This is a genomic window from Peptoniphilus sp. (assembly GCF_022767005.1).
In the GTDB taxonomy this organism is placed as follows: Bacteria; Bacillota; Clostridia; order Tissierellales; family Peptoniphilaceae; genus Peptoniphilus_A.
The window spans coordinates 1-20,892 of the sequence record NZ_JALEOV010000063.1 but is presented as its reverse complement, the minus strand read 5'-3'; the positions used below and the strand labels follow the sequence as shown (position 1 = coordinate 20,892).

Genomic DNA, 20,892 nt, shown 5'->3' with positions numbered 1-20,892 from the left:
TTACTCCTTTTTAATATCCGAAAATTCTCCATCAATTGCAGAAATGAGTTCTCTTGGATTTACTTTTATTTGCAAGCCAACTTTCCCACCACTTACATAAAAAAAGTCTAGGTCTTCAGCTGATGAATCAATAAAAGTTTTAAAAGACTTTTTCATTCCAACTGGCGAACAACCACCGTGGACATAACCAGTGAGTGGAAGCAACTTTTTTTGTGGAATCATTTCAATTTTTTTAGAATTTGATGCCTTGGCTGCTTTTTTTAAATCAAGCTCACTAGAAACTGGAACAACAAATACATAGTGTTCGCCGTCTTTTGCTTCTGTAACAAGAGTTTTAAAAACTCTATCCTTGTCTTCTCCCAACTTTTCTGCAACATCTACTCCACCAATTCCGTCCTTAGTTGAGTATTCAATTATTTCAAAATTTATATTTTCACTTTCAAGAATTCTCATTGCATTAGTTTTTTTCATAAAATCACCTTTTCATCTATATTAATTTTACAACAAAAAAGTCTTTTCTTCATCTATTTAATAAGTTAGTGCTAATATTTTTCTCATTGAAAAATAAAACTACTTATGTTAGTATTACTTGAAAATAAGACTTTTTTTATTTTTAATCAATTCATTTTTACAGTATTAAGGAGGTGTACAATTTTTAGGAAAAATTTTGTAAAATATAAATATTAATGATTTTCAACTTTTTTAATTATTCCTATTAATTAACCTACTTATGAATAAGAAAAAGATAATTACAATACTTTTATATGTTTTTTATTATTGTTCACTTAAATTAGCTTTAACGCATATTGACCATGTGTATTTCAATAAAATTCACGAAAGTATTTACATTTACTTAATTATAATATCAGCACTAAACATAATTCCAATGGTTTTAATTTCTAAATTAGACATTAATCCAGATCATATGCTTTTATTGCTGGCTGAAGATTTTTACTTGGCTTTTATAGCGCTTTTTTTAGAGCAAACTTTATTGTTCTCTATAACTGGGATATATTTTTTAATTATCCTTTGGTTTTATTACAAAAATAAAAAATATAAAATGTGCAAATCATAACCACTGGCTTAACCGGTGGTTTTTTTATGCTAAGCGTAAAAAAAGACTGGCAATCTCCAGTCTAAAAATTTTAAAATCCAAATTTTTTTAAATAATCTTGTATTGTTTTTGTCTTCTCGTTACTTTTAAATTTTATTTCATCAATGGAAACTACATTCCTAACACCCATTAGTGAATTTGAAATAAAGCACTCATCGAAACTATCTAAATTCTTGGCGTAAATTTTATCTTCAATAATTTCAAAATTCTTAATCAAAAATTCTCGCATTGTTCCCCTTAAAAGTCCCGATGAAACCTTTGGCGTATAAATCTTATCATTTTTTACAAAAAATATATTGGCGAAAGAAGTTTCACTTACTTCTTCTCTTTCATTTAAAAATAAGGCTGAATCATAACCACTATCTACGGCCCATCTATGTTCTATAATATTTTCATAGTAGGAAATGCTCTTGTGATAAATTATCTTTGAAGTTGAGTTTCTTCTGACTTTGGAAATTTTCAGTTTATAAGACTTATTATCTTTCCTATAATTATCTTCTCTTGAAGTAATAATAAAATTCTTATCTGAAATAATTAGTTTCATAGCAAAGTTTTTATTATTTGATTTATCTATATATTCATAAATCTTTTTTTTATCAATATCAGTTTTTATTTCAAAAAAATCCAAAGAATTTTTAAGCCTTTTCAAATGAGCATCTAAAAACAAAGGGAGACCATTCACTACTTTTATAGTTTCAAAGGCACCCTTCCCAAAGGAAAATCCATCGTCAAATTCTATTTTCATTAAATTCTCCTACATAATTTGCAATTCTTTCATAGGTCTTATAGTCAATAGTTTGTGCCGCATCACTCATTGCTTCATCAGGGTTTGGATGAACTTCAATCATCACTCCATCAAGTCCAAGTGCAAGCACAGCTTTTACCATTGGGAAAATTAGTTCTCTTTTACCTGTGCCATGGCTTGGATCCACAATTACGGGATAGCCAGTTTTTTCTTTTAATGTATAGGCTCCTGCAAGATCTAATGTGTTTCTAAGTTCAGTTTCAAAAGTCCTTATACCTCTCTCACAAAAAATTATATTTTCGTTTCCTTCCGCTTCAATGTATTTTGCAGCCATCTCCCATTCTCTTAAAGTTGCAGAAAATCCTCTTTTTAAAATTATTGGTTTCATTGTTTTTCCAACTTTTTTTAAAAGAGCATAATTATACATATTTCTAGAACCTATTTGAAAGGCATCTACATAATCTTTCATTTTCTCAACATGATCTTCACTTAATACTTCCGTTACTATGGGAAGATTGCTTTTTTCTGACGCTTCCTTTAAATATTTAACTGCCTCAAACCCAAGACCTTGAAAGTCAAAGGGACTTGTCCTTGGTTTAAAGGCACCACCACGAAGTATGTCTACTCCTATTTCTTTTAATGATAAAGCCTCGTCAACGATGTGTTCACGAGATTCAATAGAGCAAGGGCCTGCTATAATAATAGGCTTGCCTCCGCCCACCTTTACATCTTTAATTTTTACAATTTTTCCTTTACTTAATTTATCTTTCATTATCCTTTGCTTCCCTCAATATCTATTTTGTCAAAATTATTGTAATAAGATTGCAGTGCAAGAAGTGAGCCCTTTGCCTTTAAAACAATTTCGCCGAACTCTTCCTCTTCATCTGATAGAATAATAATTGCTCCACCAACTCCAATAGTAGTTTTATCATCTTCAATTAATGCAGTTCTAATTACAATATTAAAATCCATTGTAGAATTATTTGAAATATATCCAATAGTTCCCGAATAAACTCCTCGTGGATAATTTTCCAACTCATCTATTATTTCCAATGTTCTTTTTTTAGGAGCACCTGTCATTGATCCACCTGGAAAAGTTTTTTTCAACACATCTATTATATCAACATCATCTTTAATTTTTCCAGAAACTGTAGTAACAAGTTGGTGCAGAGTTTTATAAGTTTCCACATCCATTAATTTTGGCACTTCAACTGAACCAATTTCACAAAATTTACCCAAATCGTTGCGTAGTAAATCTACAATCATAAGATTTTCTGACTTTGTTTTTTCTTCGTTTCTTAACTCTTCAATTAATTTTTGATCTTCTTCTAAAGAATTTCCTCTTTTTATAGTGCCTTTAATTGGCTTTGTGGTAACAAAATTATTTTTATCTACCCTTAAAAATCTTTCCATTGAAGAACACGCAATTTTTATTTCATCAAAGGGCAAGTAGGCACTGTATTGTCCAGGACTTTTTTCTCGCAAATATTCATAATATTTTTTTCCATTAATTTTATCAAAAATATCTAGTCTATTTGTTAGACATACTTCATAGGTTTCTCCTTCACGAATTAATTCCTTTATTTTTTTTATGTCATTAATGTAAGTTTCTTTGTCCTTTACAAATTTTAATTTTGGAAAATCTTTTTTTGTATTATCATCTTTTTTTATTTCAATTTCTTTTTCTAAAATATTTTTTATTTCATCTATCCAATTTTTGTCATCAACATAGGAAAGAAAATATAATTTTTCTTCTTTATGGTCATAAACTATGGCTCTATCGCAATATTTAAAATAGGCATCGGGATATCCATAGGAATATTTGTTTGTTACATTTTCTGTATCTTTTTTTAATTCATAACCAAAGTAACCAATATATCCCAATTGAAAATCAAAGGGAAGAGACTCATCATAACTCCACCTTTTTCGATTTTCTTTTAAAAAATCAAAAATATCTATACTATAAAATTCTACTTCTGAAGAATTTTCAAAGGATTTTTCTACGATTTTTTTATCAACATCGTATTTAAGTGTATGACTCCTAGGTCCTTGAAGTCCAAAGATAGAGAATCTTGAAAGTCCTTCTTCTACCTTGCTGCTATCTAGCCAAAGAGCTCCTTTATAAAAATTATAAATTTTGTCATAAATATTTTGAGTGTCAAAACTCTTATCAATTATTTCATAATAAAGTTCCTTTGTTTTATAAAATTCTTGACAAATATTTATAAAATTTTCTATTAATTGTTCTCCACATTCGCTTGCTATGGACTCGGGATGAAACTGAACTCCATAAATTGGCTTTTTCTTGTGAGAAATTGCCATAACAACGCCATCACTTGTCCTTGCATCAATATTTATATTTTCAAGTTCTTTCTCCTCGCAAATTAAGGAATGGTACCTTGTTACTTTAAAATTATTTTTTATTCCCTTAAATAAATTTTTGCCATTGTGAATTACTTCACTTTGTCTGCCGTGCATTGGCTCTCTCGCTTTTAAAATTTTTCCACCATTGTAATAATATATTCCTTGATGTCCAAGACAAATTCCCAAAATTGGCTTGTTTAATTTTTCAATAATATCTTTACACACCCCAAAGTCTTTTTCCTTTTCTGGACTTCCAGGACCTGGAGAAATAATTACATTGTCAAAGTTTAAATCTAAAATTTCTTCGTAAGTCATCTCGTCATTTTTAATTACAATTGGCTCTACTCCGCTAACTTTTCCAATTAATTGAAAAAGATTGTATGTGTAAGAATCGTAATTATCAATTATAAGTGATTTCATTTTTGCCCCTTTAAATAATTTTTTAGATATATTATTGCCCTTTTGTATCCATCTATGCCAAATCCTTCAAAGGATTTTATCGCATAGGACTTAATAAAATTTATTTGTCTAAAATCTTCACGCTCTGAAACTTTTGAAATGTGAACTTCAACTGTTGGAATACTCACAGATTTAAGAGCATCTAAAATTGCAACACTTGTGTGAGTATAGGCAGCTGCGTTTATAACTATGCCATCAATTTTTTGATAGGCTTTTTGAATTTCATCGACAATTGCTCCCTCATAATTTGATTGAAAGTGTTTTATATCAATATTTTCTTCAAGGGCAACTTCATCTAATAATTTTAATAAAGTGTCATAGCTTTTGCTTCCATAAATATTCACTTCACGAATTCCAAGCATATTTATATTTGGGCCGTCAATTACTAAAATTTTCATAATTTTTGATTTCCTCCAAAATTTTTTCTAAATTTTTTTCTTTATCTTCAATTACTTTTACTTTTATGTGAGAAATATCTTCGTAAATTTTATGTCTAATTTCATACATTTTTTTAAGATTATCTAAATTTTTAGAAAGAGGTCTTCCCTCTGTTTCAAGATTTTTTAAATCTCTATCTAAATAAATTACCAGAGAATTTTGCAAAATTAAATCTCTATTTATTTCTTTTAAAGGTGTGCCGCCGCCAGTCGCAATTACTACCCCAGTTTTTTTTGAAACCTCATTTAAAATTTTAGTTTCCACTTCTCTAAAATATTTTTCGCCCTTGTTTTTAAAAATTTCAGGAATTTTTCCTTCTCTTTCTTCGATTAATTTATCTGTGTCAAAAAATTCTCTATTTAATTTTTCTGACAAGAGCATTGCCATTGTAGTCTTGCCAGCAGATGGCATTCCAACAAAGACTATATTTTGCATATCCCTTTTTAACTTTAAATAGACTTTTTTTATTAAACACTTGTCTAGTTTTTCATCTAAAAATAATTCTGCTGCAAAAAAAGCTTGTACAACTAACATCAAAAGTCCAGACATAGTTTTTAATCCAAGTCTTTTTGCATCTAAAATTAATTTTGTATTTAGTGGGTTATAAATTAAATCAATTACACTTTCTAAATCTTGAAATTTATCGAGATCAACTTTGCACTCCATATTATTTGGATACATTCCAATAGGTGTTGCATTAATTAAAATATTGTAGTCTTTAAATTTATCTAATGTTTCGTAATTATTTTCGCCACTTCTGCTTATCACAATTACACTTTTTGCACCTTTATCTCTTGCAAGTTTTTGTATCATTTTGCTTGCTCCACCACTTCCAAGAATTAAAACTTTTTTGTCTTTAATATTTATATCAAAGTGATTTAAACTATAATCAAATCCAAAATAATCTGTGTTGTATCCAATTAATTTTCCGGCTCTATTTACAATAGTATTCACTGCACCAATTTCTCTTGCAAGGTCATCTACATAGTATAAATATTTCATCGAGATTTCTTTGTAAGGAATTGTGACATTTATGCCGATAAAATTTTTATTTTCAAAAAAACTTTCAACGTCACTTTTTTTTAAGTCCTTTAAATTGTAATTATATTTTCCAAATAGTTCGTGAATTTCCTTAGATTTGCTATGAGATAAGTTCTCTCCAATTAAACCATACTTAAAATTTTCATTTTTTACTTTTGTAATAATTTTTTTGCTTTCACTAAAAATTTCACTGTAAATTGGTCTTATAGAATTTTTAAATTCGGGAGCTATTTTATTTTCCAGTTTTTTTATAATTTTATCTTCACGAGATGAATCTTCTGTATTTAAATTGTTGTTTAATTTATAAATTCCAATTTCCTTTGAAATCTTCATTCGATTTTCTAAAAGATCTACAATTTGTGAATCAATTTGATCTAATGTTTTTCTCGATTCATCTAAATTTTTCATCTTTCACCTTCCATAACTAAATCTAAAATTGCAATTGCAGAAATCATTTCAATGGCAACTAATGCACGAGGCACAATTGAAGGATCATGCCTTCCATGAATATTTAACTTTTCCCTTGTTTTATTTTTTAATGATATTGTATATTGCGTTTTCCCAATGGAGCTAGTCGGTTTTATTGCAGTTCTAAAAATAATTGGCATAGATGTAGTAAGTCCACCAATAACTCCGCCATGATTATTTGTTTTTGTCTTAACTTCTCCATCATCATTATAATAATATTCGTCATTATGACTACTGCCCGTCATTTTTGCAGCTTCAAATCCACTTCCAAATTCAATTCCCTTAACTCCGGGAATAGAAAAAACTGCGTGAGAAATAACTGACTCAACTGAATCAAAGAAGGGTTCTCCAATTCCCGTTGGCATATTTAAAATAAAAGTTTCCACAATTCCGCCAATGGAATCTTCCCTTTCCTTTGCTTTTAAAATTTCACTTTTCATTTTTTCTCTTGAGCACTTATCATAAACTGGCATGTCTTGATTTTTTAAGTCATAAAAAATTTCTTCATCAATATCATTAAAATTTATATCGACATCCTTTACAGTTCCAATACTTTTTATTCTTGAAAAAATTTTTATTCCTCTATTTAATAGCAAATCTTCTGCAATAGAACCAGCGATTACAATTGGAGCCGTAATCCTGCCAGAAAATTGTCCTCCACCTCTAATATCGTTAAATCCACCATATTTTACATAAGCTGGATAATCTGCGTGAGATGGGCGAGGATGGTCTCTTAAATTTTCATAGTCGCTGCTTCTTTGGTCCTTGTTTTCAATTACAAAAGTAAGAGGAGCACCACAAGTTATTCCATTAACTTCGCCACTTATAATTTGAAAGTCATCCAGTTCACATCTAGCCGTTGAAAATTTATTTTTGCCCGGTCTTCTTCTATCTAAATTTTTTGCAATTAAATCTCTATTTATTTTATAGCCTGCACTTATTCCCTCAATTAAAATACCTATTTCCTTAGAATGAGATTGACCAAATAAAGTTACTTTAAAATTTTTGCCAAAACTATAAGACATATGAAATTCCTCCCAAAGATTTAAAATCCTTAAAAAAGTTTTTGTATGATTTTTCCACGCAATCGCTGTTATTTATTGTAATAGGACCTTCTGCAAAAGTTGCTGCAATAGATGCTGCCATTGCAATTCTGTGATCCTTATGTGAATCAATTTTTACACCTTTAAATTTTTCTATTCCCCTAAAAGTAAATGAATTTTCTTTTAGCTTAACATCTACTCCTAAATTATTTAACATCTCAACTGTGCTCTTTACTCTGTCGCTTTCCTTTAATTTTAACCTTTTTATATTTACAACTTCTGTCTCTGTATTGGATGCTGCAGCAAGCACTGAAAGAATAGGAACTGCATCAGGCATATTTTTAGAATCTATAATAATTTTTTTCTCTGGAGCTTTAACTCTTTTAAATTGAAAATCCTCTTTTGAGATATTTTCATATCCCAAAGCCCTAAAAATTTCAATCGCTCTTCTATCTCCTTGCTTAGAATTTTTATCCAATCCCTTGACCTTTACGCCACTTGCCAAGAAAAATAAAGCATTGCTCCAATCTTTCTCTACAACATAATCTATTGCCTTAAATTTGCCCCTGCAAATATATTCCCTTTCCCCTTCTATTACACAACTTCCAAATTTTTCCATTATATCAATTGTCATGTCGATGTAGGGTTTTGATTCCATTTCTGTGGTAATTTTAATTTTAAAATCTTCGCCATAAAATCCTGATGCAATCATGAAGCCTGAAACAAATTGTGAGCTAATATTTGCTGGAAGTGTGAAGTTATAGTCTTTTAGTTTTCCTCTTACAAAAATAGCATCGTCCTTTTCATAAATATCAACACCGTGTTTTGGAAATTCATGAAAATAAACTGAATTTGTTCGATTAATTAAACTTCCCCTTCTTATAATTTTTGCATCAATGCCAAGTGTAGCAACAATTGGAAGTAAAAATCTAAGAGTAGTTCCACTTTCATTTACATCCAAGGTTACTTGATTTTTGTAAGTTTTGGGAGGATTTATATAAAACTTATTCTCTCTTTTTATAACTTCAACTCCCAAAGATTTTATTACATTTATTGAAGCTTCAATATCCTTTGAAAGGTCGCTTATCTCAATTATTGAATTTCCCTTTGCTATTGCCGCACAAAAAATAGCCCTATGTGCATAGGATTTTGATGTTATCCCCGAAATCTCTCCAGAAAGTTTTTTATTTTCAACAACTCTATTCATTTTCCTTACCCAAATCAATAATTTCTCTTAGTTCATCAAAAGTGATTTTTTTATTTATTACTTCGCCAATTTTTATTGGAAGAATTACATTTATGAGGTTTTTATTCATCTTTTTATCGTGTTTTAAAATCTCTAAAATCTCATCTGTATCAAAATCATAACTTGTTGGAAGATTGTGATTTTTAAAGGCTAAAATTAATTCTTTTGAAAAATCACTTTCTGCAATGCCCATTTTATAAGCAGCCCTTGCCATATAAATTGTTCCAATTCCAATGCTCTCTCCATGATTTAATTTATAATTCGAGATAGATTCAATTCCATGACCAATAGTATGACCAAGATTTAATTTTTGTCTTTTATCCCTATCTTTCTCATCGTCTTTCACAAAATCAAGTTTAATATTTAGAGATTTATAAATTATTTTTTCATAATTGAGTTTGTCACAGGACTTTAAATAATCAAAAAGATTTTTATCTTTTAGCACAGAATATTTAAAAATTTCTGCAAGTCCATTGTTAATATTTCTGTGGTCTAAAGTTTCCAAAAAGCTGTAATCAATGTAAACATATTTTGGAAAATAAAAAGTACCTATTTGATTTTTTAAATTCATAAAGTTAATTCCATTTTTGCCTCCAACTGAAGAATCAATCATGGAAAGTAACGTTGTCGGCACAGAAATAAAATCAATTCCCCTTAAATATGTTGCTGCGACAAATCCAGAAATATCACCTACAACTCCGCCACCAAAGGCAATTATAATATCTCCTCTGTTAAAATTATTTTCCAGCAAAAACTTATTAATATTTATATAATTTTCCATGGATTTAGACTTTTCTCCTGCAGGAAATTTGAAAATATAAAAATTTAATCCATACATAATATTTTTTAATCTTTCACTGTAAAGATTATAGACATTTTCATCAGTTATTACTAAATATTTTGCATCTTTATTTTGAAATAAATAATTCCTTAACTTTTCATCACATTTATAAACAATATCTATTGTATAATTATTTTCTTTAACTTGAATTTTCATAAAACACTCCTATGCCTTGCTCTCTCTATAATAAAACAAAGATGCCTATAAATAAAGAATCTTATTAGCTTTAAGCTAAAATATTTTTATTCTCACTTTATCTAAATATCATTGCACATTAACAAAAATATGGTATAATTAACATGAGGTGATTATATGAGCGATTATTCTAATTATTTATTTAGACAATTTTTAATTATTTTATTACCCTTTTTCCCTGTCATACTTGGAAAGCTAGGATTTTCTGATTTTAAAAAATCCTTTAAAAAAGAATACTATATTCTCACATACCTCTGCACTTTTATAGCTTTTATTGTTTTTGCTTTTTTCATTTGTTTATATAATCTTGGATTATAAATATAATTAAAATAAATTTCCTCTTTGTTTTATTTGATTTGTCTTCTATACTTCGGTGCAAATACTATATTATATTTACAATTCCAAGTTGTATGTGATAAACTATTTTTATCCATTTGGATACCTCCCTGATTTTGATTATGCTACTGCCTGTAACTTAATCATTATATCGTGGGAGGTTTTTTGCTTGAAGCTGAATCTATTATTCCTACCACCAGCATAGCTGGTTGTTTTTCCACGCTTAAGCGTACAAATAAAGAGTGAAGATCTATCAAAATCCTCACTCTTATTTTTTCTTTATTAAGAGTATAATCGTCAAAAATAAAACTCCAATTAATACTATTGCTCCTCCTGGTTTCAATCCAATGTAAAAGGATGATACAAGTCCAATTATTGTAAAAATAAAACCGAAGATAGACGAAAGTATAGTCGTCTTTAAATAGCCTAGCTTAAATTGCATTGCGCAGGCTACTGGCACTACCATGAGAGATGATATGATTAAAATCCCAACAGTTCTTGCTGAAACAGAAATTGTAACTGCGATTAAAATCATAAAAATCAAATTTATTCTATCTACATTTACTCCCGATAGTCTTGCAGAAGACTCGTCAAAGGAAATATACATGAGGTCTGTAAATAAATAGAAAAATAAAATAAATACAATTATTGAAACTATTAAAATTAAATAAAAATCAAATTCTGGAATAGCAATTATTGAACCAAAAAGATATTCTTCAAAGTTTGCACTAGTCTTTACAAATCCAGAAAAAAGTGAAGCAAGACCAATTCCTGTACTCATTAAAATTGCAGTGGAAATTTCTTGATAACCAGGAAATTTTTTCCTAACATATTCAAGGAAAATTGAACCAACTATACATAATAAAAGTGCACCAAGCACTGGTGAAATTGAAGTAATAAGTCCAAGTATTACACCAGCAAGGGAAACGTGAGAAAGTGCATCTCCAATCACTGAAATCTTTTTGTTTACAACTACAACTCCCATGCACGGAATAATTATTGACAAAAATGCTCCAACAATTAGCGCTTTAATCATATATGAATACTGAAAAATTTCCATTATTTCACTTCCCTAATTTTTTCGTCTTTTATCTCAAAAACTTTGTTTACATTTTCTTCAACTTCTTCAAGATTATGTGTGATCATTAGAATTGTAATTTCGTGTTCCCTATTTATATGACTCAAGAGATGAAATAATGAATCCTTGGACTCCTTATCTACTCCTGTCATTGGCTCGTCTAAAATTAAAAATTCGGGTGTTGCCACAAGTGTTTTTGCAATTAAAACTCTCTGTCTTTGTCCTCCAGATAATTCTGTGTAAAGTCTATCCTTGTATTTTTCCATGCCAACAAGATTTAAAGCATTGATAATTTTTTCTTTGTCGTATTCCTTTAATCTTTTAAATCCCTTGTTCTTTGGATAAAGTGCAAGAGATAAAAGTTCCATTACAGTTATTGGAAATTCCAAGCTTGATGGAATAGAAAGTTGTGGAACATATCCAATGTCCTTTAATCCATTTTTTGTATAAAAAGAAATGGTGCCGGTAAGTGGTTTAAGTTGATTTAATATCAGCTTAACTAATGTCGACTTTCCGGCACCGTTAGAACCTATAAGGGCGATGTAGTCGCCCCTATAAACATCAAAATTTATGTCATCTAAAACTAATTCATCACTGTATTTAAAACTTAGACTTTTGATTTCTAACAATTTTTCCTTCACTATTTTAAAGCACCCACTAAATTTTCTAAATTTTTATCCATGATGCTAAAATATTCTTCATTGTTTTTAATTTCTTCTTCGCTAAGGCCTTCAATTGGCGAAAGAACTTTTACCTCGCATCCAGTTTCATCGGCAATAATTTTTGAAACTTTTGGATCAATTAATTCTTCTGTGAAAATAGTTTTAATTTTATTTTCTTTGATGTAATTAATTATTTCCGCCATTTTCTTTGCATCAGGTTCAGTTTCTGCGTTTACACCCTTTATACCAATTTGAGTAAGACCGTATTCTTTACATAAATATCCATAAGCTTCATGGCTTACTACAATTGTCTTGTTTGGAAGTTTATTTAAAGATTCACTGTATTTTGCATCAAGTTCATCTAACATTTTAGCATATTTTTGGTAATTTGACTCATAATAATCTGCATTTTCTTTGTCAAGTTCAACAAAAGCATTTTTTATGTTTTCCATTTCTATTTTTGCATTCTTTGGTGAAATCCATACATGAGGATCCATTGGACCATGCTCGTGATCTTCGTGATCATGGTCGTCTTCATTACTGTGATTGTTGTTTTCTTTAGCTGCATCGTGGTTTTTGTTGTTTTCAACTTCTTCATGTTCATGTTCTTCTTCATCTTCGTCATGAGCTGACTTAATTAGTTCAACACCTTTTGATGCTTCCACAACTTTTAAATCTTTGTTTGATAAAGAATTAACAACTTTGTCTGTCCAAGATTCAAGACCTGCACCATTGTAGATAAACATATTTGCATTCTCAAGATTTTTAATTGCATTAGAATCTGGTTCCCATCCATGAGGTTCAATTCCCTGTGGCATTACCATTTCTACGTCTAATTTGTCTCCAGCAATTTTCTTTGCAAAATCATACATTGGATAAACTGAAGCATATACCTTTAGACCTTCCTTACTTGTATCTTCTTTTGTAGAATTTTTCATATCCGCACCCTTGGAACAGCCTGAAAATAAAACAATTCCTGCTAATAAAAATAAAATTTTCTTAATATTTTTCATTTTTTCCTCCTAAATAATAATGATTTCCATTAATTATTATAGCACTAATTATTTATTATTAAAGTAATTTTTGAAATTAAATAAATTTTGATATAATAATATTAAACATTGAAAGCGGGTGATTTTTTGAAAAGCTTTGAAGATATACTAAGGAAAAATAATTTGAAAATAACTAAGGGAAGATTAGCACTTCTAAATTTACTTTACAGTTCCCATGTACCAATGAATACTGAAGAAATTTATGAAGCAGTGGATAAAAAATCTTTGCCAAGCTTCACTTCCCTTTATCGAATGTTAAACGAACTCACTGAAAAAAATATTTTAAAAAAGAATTTATATCACAATGGACTTTACTATTTTGAATTTGCAAATATGGGACACCGACATTACATCGTATGCGATAAATGTGGGAAAATTTCTGCCATAGAAAATTGTCCAATTTCTGAATTTGAAAATATTGCAGAAAGGGAAACAGGTTACACTGTTACAAATCATATAGTAGAACTTCGTGGCATCTGCCCTGATTGCCAAAAAGATAAGAATTCTTAAAACAAATTTATTATAATTTTATATTCATTGTAATTCACAATGTGGAATATAATTCGCATTATAAAATTTTTCTTTACTTTTGCTGATATGGAGTTATAATATACTTAGTAAGATAATAAAAATTATTTTACATCCTTTACTTATATTTTGACAAATAAAAGAGACTTCTGTACACCCCGCAGAAGTCTCTTTTATTTTTTAGTTTTAAATTAATGTTGTAACAAATCCACCTATTATAATTAGTGGAACTCCAAAAAAACAAATTTGTGGTATACAAGTGTCCTTTATATGTTCATGTTGACCATCAACTGAAAGACCAGATGTAGGTCCAAGTGTTGTATCAGATGCTGGTGAACCTGCATCTCCACAAACAGCTGCAATAGTCACAAGTAAAATTGTTGCTGGAATTGAATATCCGAGGCTCATTGCAATTGGCACATAAATTGCTGAAATAATCGGAACTGTACCAAATGAAGTTCCAATTCCAAGAGTAATCATAAGTCCTAAAAGAATCATTACATAGGATGCTACAATTTTTGACCCTCCTAAGAAAGATGTTGCTACTTGAACTAAATCATCAACTGCTCCACATTGTTTAACTACTTCAGCGTATCCTGCTGCAAGTAACATTACAAAAGCAATAAATCCCATCATATTAATGCCACCGTCAAGCATTTTTTGCATCTCTGACCACTTTACTACTCCAGTTACAACTACAAATATTAATCCTACTAAAGCTCCAAGTGGAAGTGATTTCGTAAATATTTGAACGACAACAGTTATTACTCCTGATAAAAGAACAATTATATGTTTCTTTTCCAACTTTTCGGGAACTTCAACTATTTTTCCTTCAACACTTTTAGTATCGTACTCCTTATCCTTCATAAAGAATATTAAACCTGCGCATAGACCTAAAAACATAATTAATGCGACTATCCAGTTCGTTCCAGTTACATCTTTATCTGTAATTGTAAGTCCTGCTCTTGCAAAGGAATCAATTACTAAACCGTGGAATATTGCACCATAACCAATTGGAATTGCGATATAAGGTGCTTTTAGTCCAAATCCAAAAGAAACAGAAAGCATCTTTCTATTCATTTTAATCTTATTAGTAAGAGCTAAAAGCGGCGGTATTAAAATTGGAATAAAGGCAATGTGAATTGGTATTATAGTTTCTGCGGCAATTGCAATTACTATAATGATAGCGCATAATAAAATTTTATTATCCTTGACTAGTGAACCAATTTTTTTTGCCATTATAGCTGCTGCACCAGTCTCTTCCATACAATAGGCAAGTGAACCAAGAAGAATATAGCTAAGTGCTGTTTCAGCGTTTCCACCCATTCCTCCTATTAAAATTTTCATTGTCTCAGAAATTCCAAGTCCTGAGATAAGTCCTGCAGATATGCCTGAAATCATCAGTGCAAAAAATACAGGGACTTTAGCTAAACATAGAGCTGCCAAAATTATTACTGACAGCACAACTGCATTTGTAAAAATCATATTTCTCCCCTTTTTCTTTTATTTATTTATTTTCTTTTTACCCTTATTATTAATTTTAATCAAAATAATCTAAAAAAGACTTTTCTTTTATAAGAAAAATCCTTTTTATAAACAAATATTATTTAAATATAATTAGTATTAAAGATTCTACATTTAACAAGCTTATATTCTTATCTTAAATAAGATTTTAAAATATTAATCTTCACTATTATCTACTTTACTATCTTGAGTTTCTTCTTGAATTTCAATTTGCTCTTCTTTATTGTCATATTCTTTCAAAATGTCCATAAATTCTTCGCCAGTGATTGTTTCTTGTCTTAAAAGATATTCTGAAATTGCGTGAAGTGCTTTAATATTTTCTTTTAAAATTTCACGAGCTTTGTCATGGGCATCGCTAATAATTTTTTGAACGGCTTCATCAATTTCATATTGAGTTTGTGGTGAACATTGAAGTGAAGTATCTCCACCAAGATAGGCGTTTGTCATAGACTCAAGTGCAACAAAACCAAACTCATCTGTCATGCCAAATCTAGTTACCATTGCTTTGGCAATTTTTGTAGCCTTTTCAATGTCATTTGAAGCACCACTTGTTCTTATGCCAAAGATTAATTCTTCAGCTGACCTTCCTCCAGTTAAAGTTACTATGCTATTAATTGCGTCTTCCTTTGACATAAGGAATTTTTCTTCTTCATCAACTTGCATAGTATAACCCAATGCACCTGAAGTCCTTGGGATAATTGTAATCTTGTGAACTGGTGCAGAATCCTTTTGCTTTGCAGCTACAAGAGCATGACCAACTTCATGGTATGCTATAATTCTCTTTTCCTTTGGAGAAATAACTGCATTTTTCTTTTCATAACCGGCAAGGACAACTTCCACAGATTCTTCCAAATCTCTTTCACTCATTTTATCTCTGCCTTCACGAACTGCACGAAGGGCTCCTTCATTTACCATATTGGCAAGATCAGCGCCACTTGCTCCTGCAGTTGCACGAGCGATTTTGTCATAATCTATGCCATCTTCTTTCTCTATATTCTTAGCGTGTACCTTTAAAATTGCTGTCCTTCCACTTAAATCTGGAAGTTCAACAGGAATTCTTCTATCGAACCTACCCGGTCTTAATAAAGCTGGATCAAGAGAATCAGGTCTATTAGTTGCAGCAAGAATTACCACTCCTGCCTTTGCATCAAATCCATCCATTTCAGAAAGGAGTTGGTTAAGAGTTTGTTCTCTCTCATCATTTCCTGAAAATCCAGCTCCATCTCTCTTCTTTCCAATTGTATCAATTTCGTCAATAAAAATTATACAAGGAGCCTTTTCCACAGCTTGTTTAAATAAATCTCTAACCTTTGCAGCGCCAAGACCTACAAACATTTCAACGAAAGCTGAACCAGATATTGAAAAGAAGGGGACTTCTGCTTCACTTGCCACAGCTTTTGCAAGAAGAGTTTTTCCAGTTCCTGGAGGTCCTACTAAAAGTGCTCCCTTAGGTAATTTTGCTCCGATTTTTGTATATTTTTTTGGATTGTGTAAAAAATCTACAAGCTCTGATAAAGCTTCCTTTGCTTCATCTTGACCTGCCACATTTTCAAACTTTATTCCATCAGTTGATTCCACATAAATTTTTGCACCACTCTTTCCAAAATTCATTGGACCAACATCGCCCATTCTCTTAAATATAAATTTTGAAAGAAATAGCCAAAAAGCAATAAAAATTGCAAAGGTAGCTACTGTTGAAATTATAAAAGACAATACTGGGTTCATCTCAGCTTTATAAACTTGGGCAGATTTTACATCTTTATTAACTAGTCTATCAACTAAATTTGGATCGTACATCCTATTGGTTTGATATTTTATCTTTTTTCCGTCTTTTTCTACTTCAAAGGCAATAGTTTTGTCTCTTACCTCTGCCTTCTTAACTTCACCCTTGTTGATCATATTTACAAAGGATACATAATCAGTTTCCTTTATATCAGATCCTTTATTTAATTTGGGAACTAAAAATATTGCAACTACATAAAAAATTACTATCGCCAAAATTACATAGAGAATTGTGGGAATGTATTTATTAAAATTATTTTTATTATTAGACAAACTTTTCCCCTTTCTAAAAATTTTAAAAGAAAAAATTGGGACAAAGTCCCAAAATTAATCTAGTCTTCTTCTATTTTCCATTGCCGTTTGAATTGTTATCTCGTCATAAAACTCAAGATCGCCTCCAACAGGCAGTCCATATCCTATTCTTGAAATTGTAATGTCAAAGTCTTTTAGAACATTTTTTATATAAGTTGCAGTTGCGTCGCCATCAACTGTTGGGTTAGTTGCAACTATTATCTCTTTAATATTTCCCCTTTTAACTCTGTCAATTAATTCTTTAACCTTGACATCTTCTGGAGTTTTGCCCTTTAAGGGAGATATTACTCCATGAAGGACATGGTATTTTCCACGAAAACTAAGAGATCTTTCCATTGCCTCGACATCTTTTGGGCTTTCAACTACACAAATAACTGAATCATCCCTTGCCTTGTCAGAACAAATTTCACAAGGGTCACTATCTGCATAATTCATGCAAATGGAACACTTAACTGTATTTCTTTTAGCGGAAAGAATTGCATCTGAAAGACTTTCCACTTCATTTTCATCAAGTCCAATAATGTAATAAGCAAGCCTTTGAGCAGTTTTTGAACCAATCCCAGGAAGTCTATTCAACTTTTTTATCAAGTCTTCAATAGGACCAACTTCTTTATTCATCTTATAGCCCCGGAATATTTAATCCACCAGTTAATTTGCCCATTTGAGAATTCATTTTACTTTCAGCACTTCTCATAGCTTCGTTTACTGCAGCTACAATTAAATCTTCAAGCATTTCAACATCCTCTGGGTCAACTGCATCTTTGTCAAGTTTAATAGAAATAAGTTCTTTATTTCCATTAACAGTTGCACAAACTGCACCGCCTCCAGAAGTCGCAGAAATTTCTTCATTTGCTAAATTTTCTTGCATTTCCTCCATTTGTTTTTGAAGCTTCTCAATTTGTTTCATCATATTATTTCTTCCGCCTCCGCCTGGGAAGCCGTTAAATCCACCTCTAGCCATATTTCCTCCTAAATTTCTTCTATATTATTTTTTCCAAATATTTCTTCTAATTTGTCTATACCACTTTTTTGTAACTTCATCCTAACATCAATATCTATGCCATAGATATCCTTTAAAAGATCTGGTAAAATATTTTTTCTTTCGGAATCAGAACAAAAGTTATAAAAAAACTCATGCTCTTCTTTAAATACAATTTCTAAAATATTGTCGTGAAACTTCATTGGTTTTCCAAAGGCAATATTTCTACCGAAACCATTATATTTTCTAGAAATTAATTCTTGACATATTTTTTGCCAATCACTATTTATTTTTTCAAGAGTTATAATTACTCCTTCATTATGAACTTTACCATTGTCCTCTATTATATCAGATTGATTTGATTTTTCAATTGAAGCATTATCTTTGAGGTCATTTATATTAGCATCACTTTTCATATCATTAACAATGCTTTTATTTAATTGATTTTCAACATTTGTTGTTTTAACTGAATTATTATTGACAATGTCCTTTGAAAAATCTTTAAAGGAATTTAATGCAAAATTTACATCGTCAAAGGAATTAATTTTTTCTTCCAAAGCCTTAACTCTAAGTGCTAAATCATCTTTAATAACTCTATTGCAAATTTTTATTGCATTCATCTCAAATACAACACGCTTGTTGTCTGCATACTTTATTTCCACTGATAAATTTTTTAAAATATCAATAATTATTAAAAGTTCCTCAAGATCAACTTTTGCAGCAAGTTCTCTAAGCTCATTTAAATAAGTTGTGTAGACAATTTTATTGGGATCTTTTAAAGTTTTTACAAGTAAAAGATCTCTAAAATGGCTCAAAATTTGTGAAGCAAGAGTATTGAATTCCACTCCCTCTTTATAAATTTCATCAATTGCAAAAAGTGACTCACTTACATTTTTTTCTACCAATGCCTTTGAAAGTGAAAATAATAATTCCGAAGATGATATGCCTAGAACTTCCATTGCATCTTCCAGCGTTATATGTTCCTTATTTTTTGTAAGAAGTTGATCTAAAACTGAAAGTGCATCTCTCATTGCACCATCAGCTGATTTTGCAATAAGTGTAAAAACTTCATCATCGCAGGATTTTTTTTCAAGAGAAGTAATTTTTTTCAAATTCTCTGTAATTTCTTCTATGGATATTCTTTTGAAATTAAATTTTTGAGATCTAGATAAAATAGTTGCTGGTATTTTTTGGATTTCTGTAGTTGCAAGTATAAAAATCAAATGTTTTGGCGGTTCTTCCAATATTTTTAAAAGTGCATTAAAGGCGCCCTTTGATAACATATGAACCTCATCTATTATGTAAACTTTATACTTAAGAGATTGAGGCGGATAAATTACTTTTTCCTTTAATTCCCTTATGTCATCTACTCCATTATTACTTGCAGCATCCATTTCAACTACATCTAAAACTGATTCTTTTAAAATTTGTTTGCAATTTTCACATTCATTGCATGGATTTCCATCAACTGGATGAAGACAATTTACTGCACGAGATAAAATTTTTGCAGCAGAAGTCTTTCCCGTTCCCCTAGTACCTTGAAATATATATGCGTGACTAATTTCTCCTGTTTTTACCTGATTTTTTAGTGAAGCTTTTACTGCTTCCTGACCACACATTTCATCAAAAGTCTGTGGTCTATATTTTCTATATAATGCTTTATACATTTTCTCACCTAAAATAATTATACATGAAAAAATTTTTTATTAAATTACTTTTAAAGTTTTTGCAAATTCTTTTTTCTCTGATTTCCAAAATTTTTAACATCATCTTCACACAATTATCACATACTAAATATATCATATAAGCAAATCAAGAAACAATGTGTTTCAAATAGGAGGATTTATTAAAATGAAAAATTTAAAGAAAATAGCAAGCGTTGGAATGATTTCTGTATTAATGTTAGGTATGGTAGCATGCCAAGGTTCTAACAACAAAAAAGAAGAAGCTGCTAACGCTAAAAACCAAGCAGTAGAAGAACAAGCTGAAGCTAACAAAGCTAAAGTTGAAGCTAATGCTAAAGAAGCTGAAGCTAACGTAAAAGCTGACGAAGAAAAAGCTAAAGAAGAAATAAACGCTAAAGCTGATGAAGCTAAAACTAATGAAGCAACTACTAATGCTGCTCAAACTGAAGAAAAAGCAAAATAATTTTAGCTTAACTTTTATAAGGAAGCCTTTCGAGGCTTCTTTTTTTACATAAATTTATAAATGATTTTTCTAATCTTTTATTTACTACATAAAAGATTTGTCCGTCATAAAAAATATGTTATAATATTTTAATAGAATTAATGAAAGAAGGTGCTACATTGTTTTGTCCAAAATGTGGGAATCCTGTCTCTAGAGATGACAACTTTTGTGCTTCCTGTGGTCACAATTTAAAAGATGTAAAAGTCAATATTACATCAAATTCATCAATAAAAAAAGAAAATACTGCTAAAGTTGAAAAAACAAGTGAACACACTAGAGTATTTAATCCAAAATCCCTTGATGGCATTGACACTACTGACGAACTCAAAAATATTATTGCTGAAGTGGATAAAAAAATTTCTAAAAATATTGAAGAATACGAAAAAAGTAGTGTCCAAGCAAAATCCACTGCAAGAGAAAGAAAACTTAAAGAATCTCCTTCAAAGAACATTGATATAAAAAAAGAATCTAAAACATCTGAAAATGGATATGATGCTG

General features: G+C 30.1%; 20 protein-coding genes and 1 pseudogene. 3 read left to right on the top strand and 18 right to left on the bottom strand.

All coding sequences use genetic code 11. From position 1 onward, the window contains the following. From ybaK to MR285_RS05045, 13 genes and pseudogenes are all read right to left on the bottom strand, one after another. Entirely contained in the window at positions 1 to 471 is a 471-nt protein-coding gene (gene ybaK / locus MR285_RS05105) for a Cys-tRNA(Pro) deacylase (protein ID WP_293558691.1), read from the bottom strand. A gap of 674 nt (positions 472 to 1,145) precedes the next feature. After that, entirely contained in the window at positions 1,146 to 1,859 is a 714-nt protein-coding gene (locus tag MR285_RS05100; RefSeq protein WP_293558689.1) for an aminotransferase class IV, read from the bottom strand. After that, complete coding sequence (gene aroF, locus MR285_RS05095; RefSeq protein ID WP_293558687.1) at positions 1,843 to 2,631, bottom strand: 3-deoxy-7-phosphoheptulonate synthase; 789 nt, start codon at positions 2,629 to 2,631, stop codon at positions 1,843 to 1,845. Before aroF ends, MR285_RS05100 begins: the two co-directional genes overlap by 17 nt. Then, positions 2,631 to 4,643 carry an aminodeoxychorismate synthase component I gene (gene pabB / locus MR285_RS05090; RefSeq protein WP_293558685.1) on the bottom strand — a complete coding sequence of 671 codons (2,013 nt, stop codon included), beginning with the start codon at positions 4,641 to 4,643 and terminating at the stop codon, positions 2,631 to 2,633. The genes aroF and pabB overlap by 1 nt, the downstream gene beginning before the upstream one ends. Then, a complete protein-coding gene (gene aroQ / locus MR285_RS05085) occupies positions 4,640 to 5,080 on the bottom strand; it encodes a type II 3-dehydroquinate dehydratase (RefSeq protein ID WP_293558683.1) in 441 nt (146 codons plus the stop codon). Before aroQ ends, pabB begins: the two co-directional genes overlap by 4 nt. Next, positions 5,061 to 6,569: a shikimate kinase gene (locus MR285_RS05080; protein ID WP_293558681.1), complete on the bottom strand. Its 1,509-nt coding sequence runs from the start codon at positions 6,567 to 6,569 to the stop codon at positions 5,061 to 5,063. Before MR285_RS05080 ends, aroQ begins: the two co-directional genes overlap by 20 nt. Next, positions 6,566 to 7,654 (bottom strand): chorismate synthase, encoded by a 1,089-nt coding sequence (aroC, locus tag MR285_RS05075; RefSeq protein WP_293558679.1) that lies wholly within the window; start codon positions 7,652 to 7,654, stop codon positions 6,566 to 6,568. The genes MR285_RS05080 and aroC overlap by 4 nt, the downstream gene beginning before the upstream one ends. Continuing rightward, complete coding sequence (locus MR285_RS05070; protein ID WP_293558677.1) at positions 7,644 to 8,879, bottom strand: 3-phosphoshikimate 1-carboxyvinyltransferase; 1,236 nt, start codon at positions 8,877 to 8,879, stop codon at positions 7,644 to 7,646. The genes aroC and MR285_RS05070 overlap by 11 nt, the downstream gene beginning before the upstream one ends. Next, the gene (aroB, locus tag MR285_RS05065) at positions 8,872 to 9,915 is read right to left on the bottom strand and encodes a 3-dehydroquinate synthase (protein ID WP_293558675.1); all 1,044 of its coding nucleotides are present in this window, start codon (positions 9,913 to 9,915) and stop codon (positions 8,872 to 8,874) included. The genes MR285_RS05070 and aroB overlap by 8 nt, the downstream gene beginning before the upstream one ends. A 392-nt stretch (positions 9,916 to 10,307) precedes the next feature. Next, positions 10,308 to 10,388, bottom strand: a pseudogene (locus MR285_RS05060) (IS200/IS605 family transposase); the annotation flags it as partial. Between the two features lie 170 nt (positions 10,389 to 10,558). After that, the gene (locus tag MR285_RS05055; RefSeq protein WP_293558673.1) at positions 10,559 to 11,350 is read right to left on the bottom strand and encodes a metal ABC transporter permease; all 792 of its coding nucleotides are present in this window, start codon (positions 11,348 to 11,350) and stop codon (positions 10,559 to 10,561) included. Further along, positions 11,350 to 12,009, bottom strand: a complete 660-nt coding sequence (locus tag MR285_RS05050; protein WP_293558671.1) for an ABC transporter ATP-binding protein — start codon at positions 12,007 to 12,009, stop codon at positions 11,350 to 11,352. The genes MR285_RS05055 and MR285_RS05050 overlap by 1 nt, the downstream gene beginning before the upstream one ends. Further along, complete coding sequence (locus MR285_RS05045; RefSeq protein ID WP_293558669.1) at positions 12,009 to 13,043, bottom strand: metal ABC transporter substrate-binding protein; 1,035 nt, start codon at positions 13,041 to 13,043, stop codon at positions 12,009 to 12,011. The genes MR285_RS05050 and MR285_RS05045 overlap by 1 nt, the downstream gene beginning before the upstream one ends. A 126-nt stretch (positions 13,044 to 13,169) precedes the next feature. On the opposite strand from MR285_RS05045, the gene MR285_RS05040 reads away from it, so the two are divergent. Continuing rightward, positions 13,170 to 13,592 (top strand): Fur family transcriptional regulator, encoded by a 423-nt coding sequence (locus MR285_RS05040; RefSeq protein WP_293558667.1) that lies wholly within the window; start codon positions 13,170 to 13,172, stop codon positions 13,590 to 13,592. A 204-nt stretch (positions 13,593 to 13,796) separates the two neighbouring features. On the opposite strand, the gene MR285_RS05035 is transcribed toward MR285_RS05040, so the two are convergent. From MR285_RS05035 to dnaX, 5 genes are all read right to left on the bottom strand, one after another. Then, on the bottom strand, positions 13,797 to 15,095 hold the full coding sequence (locus MR285_RS05035; protein WP_293558665.1) for a Na+/H+ antiporter NhaC family protein: 1,299 nt from the start codon (positions 15,093 to 15,095) through the stop codon (positions 13,797 to 13,799). A 195-nt stretch (positions 15,096 to 15,290) separates the two neighbouring features. Next, positions 15,291 to 17,189, bottom strand: coding sequence for an ATP-dependent zinc metalloprotease FtsH (ftsH, locus tag MR285_RS05030; RefSeq protein WP_293558663.1), 1,899 nt, complete (start codon positions 17,187 to 17,189; stop codon positions 15,291 to 15,293). Between the two features lie 54 nt (positions 17,190 to 17,243). Continuing rightward, on the bottom strand, positions 17,244 to 17,846 hold the full coding sequence (gene recR, locus MR285_RS05025; RefSeq protein ID WP_075660333.1) for a recombination mediator RecR: 603 nt from the start codon (positions 17,844 to 17,846) through the stop codon (positions 17,244 to 17,246). Between the two features lies 1 nt (position 17,847). After that, positions 17,848 to 18,189: a YbaB/EbfC family nucleoid-associated protein gene (locus tag MR285_RS05020; RefSeq protein WP_075660332.1), complete on the bottom strand. Its 342-nt coding sequence runs from the start codon at positions 18,187 to 18,189 to the stop codon at positions 17,848 to 17,850. 8 nt (positions 18,190 to 18,197) lie between these two features. Continuing rightward, on the bottom strand, positions 18,198 to 19,874 hold the full coding sequence (gene dnaX / locus MR285_RS05015; RefSeq protein WP_293558659.1) for a DNA polymerase III subunit gamma/tau: 1,677 nt from the start codon (positions 19,872 to 19,874) through the stop codon (positions 18,198 to 18,200). Positions 19,875 to 20,031: 157 nt separating this feature from the next. On the opposite strand from dnaX, the gene MR285_RS05010 reads away from it, so the two are divergent. Beyond that, the gene (locus tag MR285_RS05010; RefSeq protein ID WP_293558657.1) at positions 20,032 to 20,355 is read left to right on the top strand and encodes a hypothetical protein; all 324 of its coding nucleotides are present in this window, start codon (positions 20,032 to 20,034) and stop codon (positions 20,353 to 20,355) included. Between the two features lie 158 nt (positions 20,356 to 20,513). Next, on the top strand, positions 20,514 to 20,892 hold a 379-nt coding region (locus MR285_RS05005; RefSeq protein ID WP_293558655.1), incomplete at its 3' end, for a zinc ribbon domain-containing protein.

What these genes read in the sequence shown, in the direction of transcription:
- ybaK (WP_293558691.1), bottom strand. Translation starts at nt 471, where the DNA reads ATGAAAAAAACTAATGCAATGAGAATTCTTGAAAGTGAAAATATAAAT.
- MR285_RS05100 (WP_293558689.1), bottom strand. Translation starts at nt 1,859, where the DNA reads ATGAAAATAGAATTTGACGATGGATTTTCCTTTGGGAAGGGTGCCTTT.
- aroF (WP_293558687.1), bottom strand. Translation starts at nt 2,631, where the DNA reads ATGAAAGATAAATTAAGTAAAGGAAAAATTGTAAAAATTAAAGATGTA.
- pabB (WP_293558685.1), bottom strand. Translation starts at nt 4,643, where the DNA reads ATGAAATCACTTATAATTGATAATTACGATTCTTACACATACAATCTT.
- aroQ (WP_293558683.1), bottom strand. Translation starts at nt 5,080, where the DNA reads ATGAAAATTTTAGTAATTGACGGCCCAAATATAAATATGCTTGGAATT.
- MR285_RS05080 (WP_293558681.1), bottom strand. Translation starts at nt 6,569, where the DNA reads ATGAAAAATTTAGATGAATCGAGAAAAACATTAGATCAAATTGATTCA.
- aroC (WP_293558679.1), bottom strand. Translation starts at nt 7,654, where the DNA reads ATGTCTTATAGTTTTGGCAAAAATTTTAAAGTAACTTTATTTGGTCAA.
- MR285_RS05070 (WP_293558677.1), bottom strand. Translation starts at nt 8,879, where the DNA reads ATGAATAGAGTTGTTGAAAATAAAAAACTTTCTGGAGAGATTTCGGGG.
- aroB (WP_293558675.1), bottom strand. Translation starts at nt 9,915, where the DNA reads ATGAAAATTCAAGTTAAAGAAAATAATTATACAATAGATATTGTTTAT.
- MR285_RS05055 (WP_293558673.1), bottom strand. Translation starts at nt 11,350, where the DNA reads ATGGAAATTTTTCAGTATTCATATATGATTAAAGCGCTAATTGTTGGA.
- MR285_RS05045 (WP_293558669.1), bottom strand. Translation starts at nt 13,043, where the DNA reads ATGAAAAATATTAAGAAAATTTTATTTTTATTAGCAGGAATTGTTTTA.
- MR285_RS05035 (WP_293558665.1), bottom strand. Translation starts at nt 15,095, where the DNA reads ATGATTTTTACAAATGCAGTTGTGCTGTCAGTAATAATTTTGGCAGCT.
- recR (WP_075660333.1), bottom strand. Translation starts at nt 17,846, where the DNA reads ATGAATAAAGAAGTTGGTCCTATTGAAGACTTGATAAAAAAGTTGAAT.
- MR285_RS05020 (WP_075660332.1), bottom strand. Translation starts at nt 18,189, where the DNA reads ATGGCTAGAGGTGGATTTAACGGCTTCCCAGGCGGAGGCGGAAGAAAT.
- dnaX (WP_293558659.1), bottom strand. Translation starts at nt 19,874, where the DNA reads ATGTATAAAGCATTATATAGAAAATATAGACCACAGACTTTTGATGAA.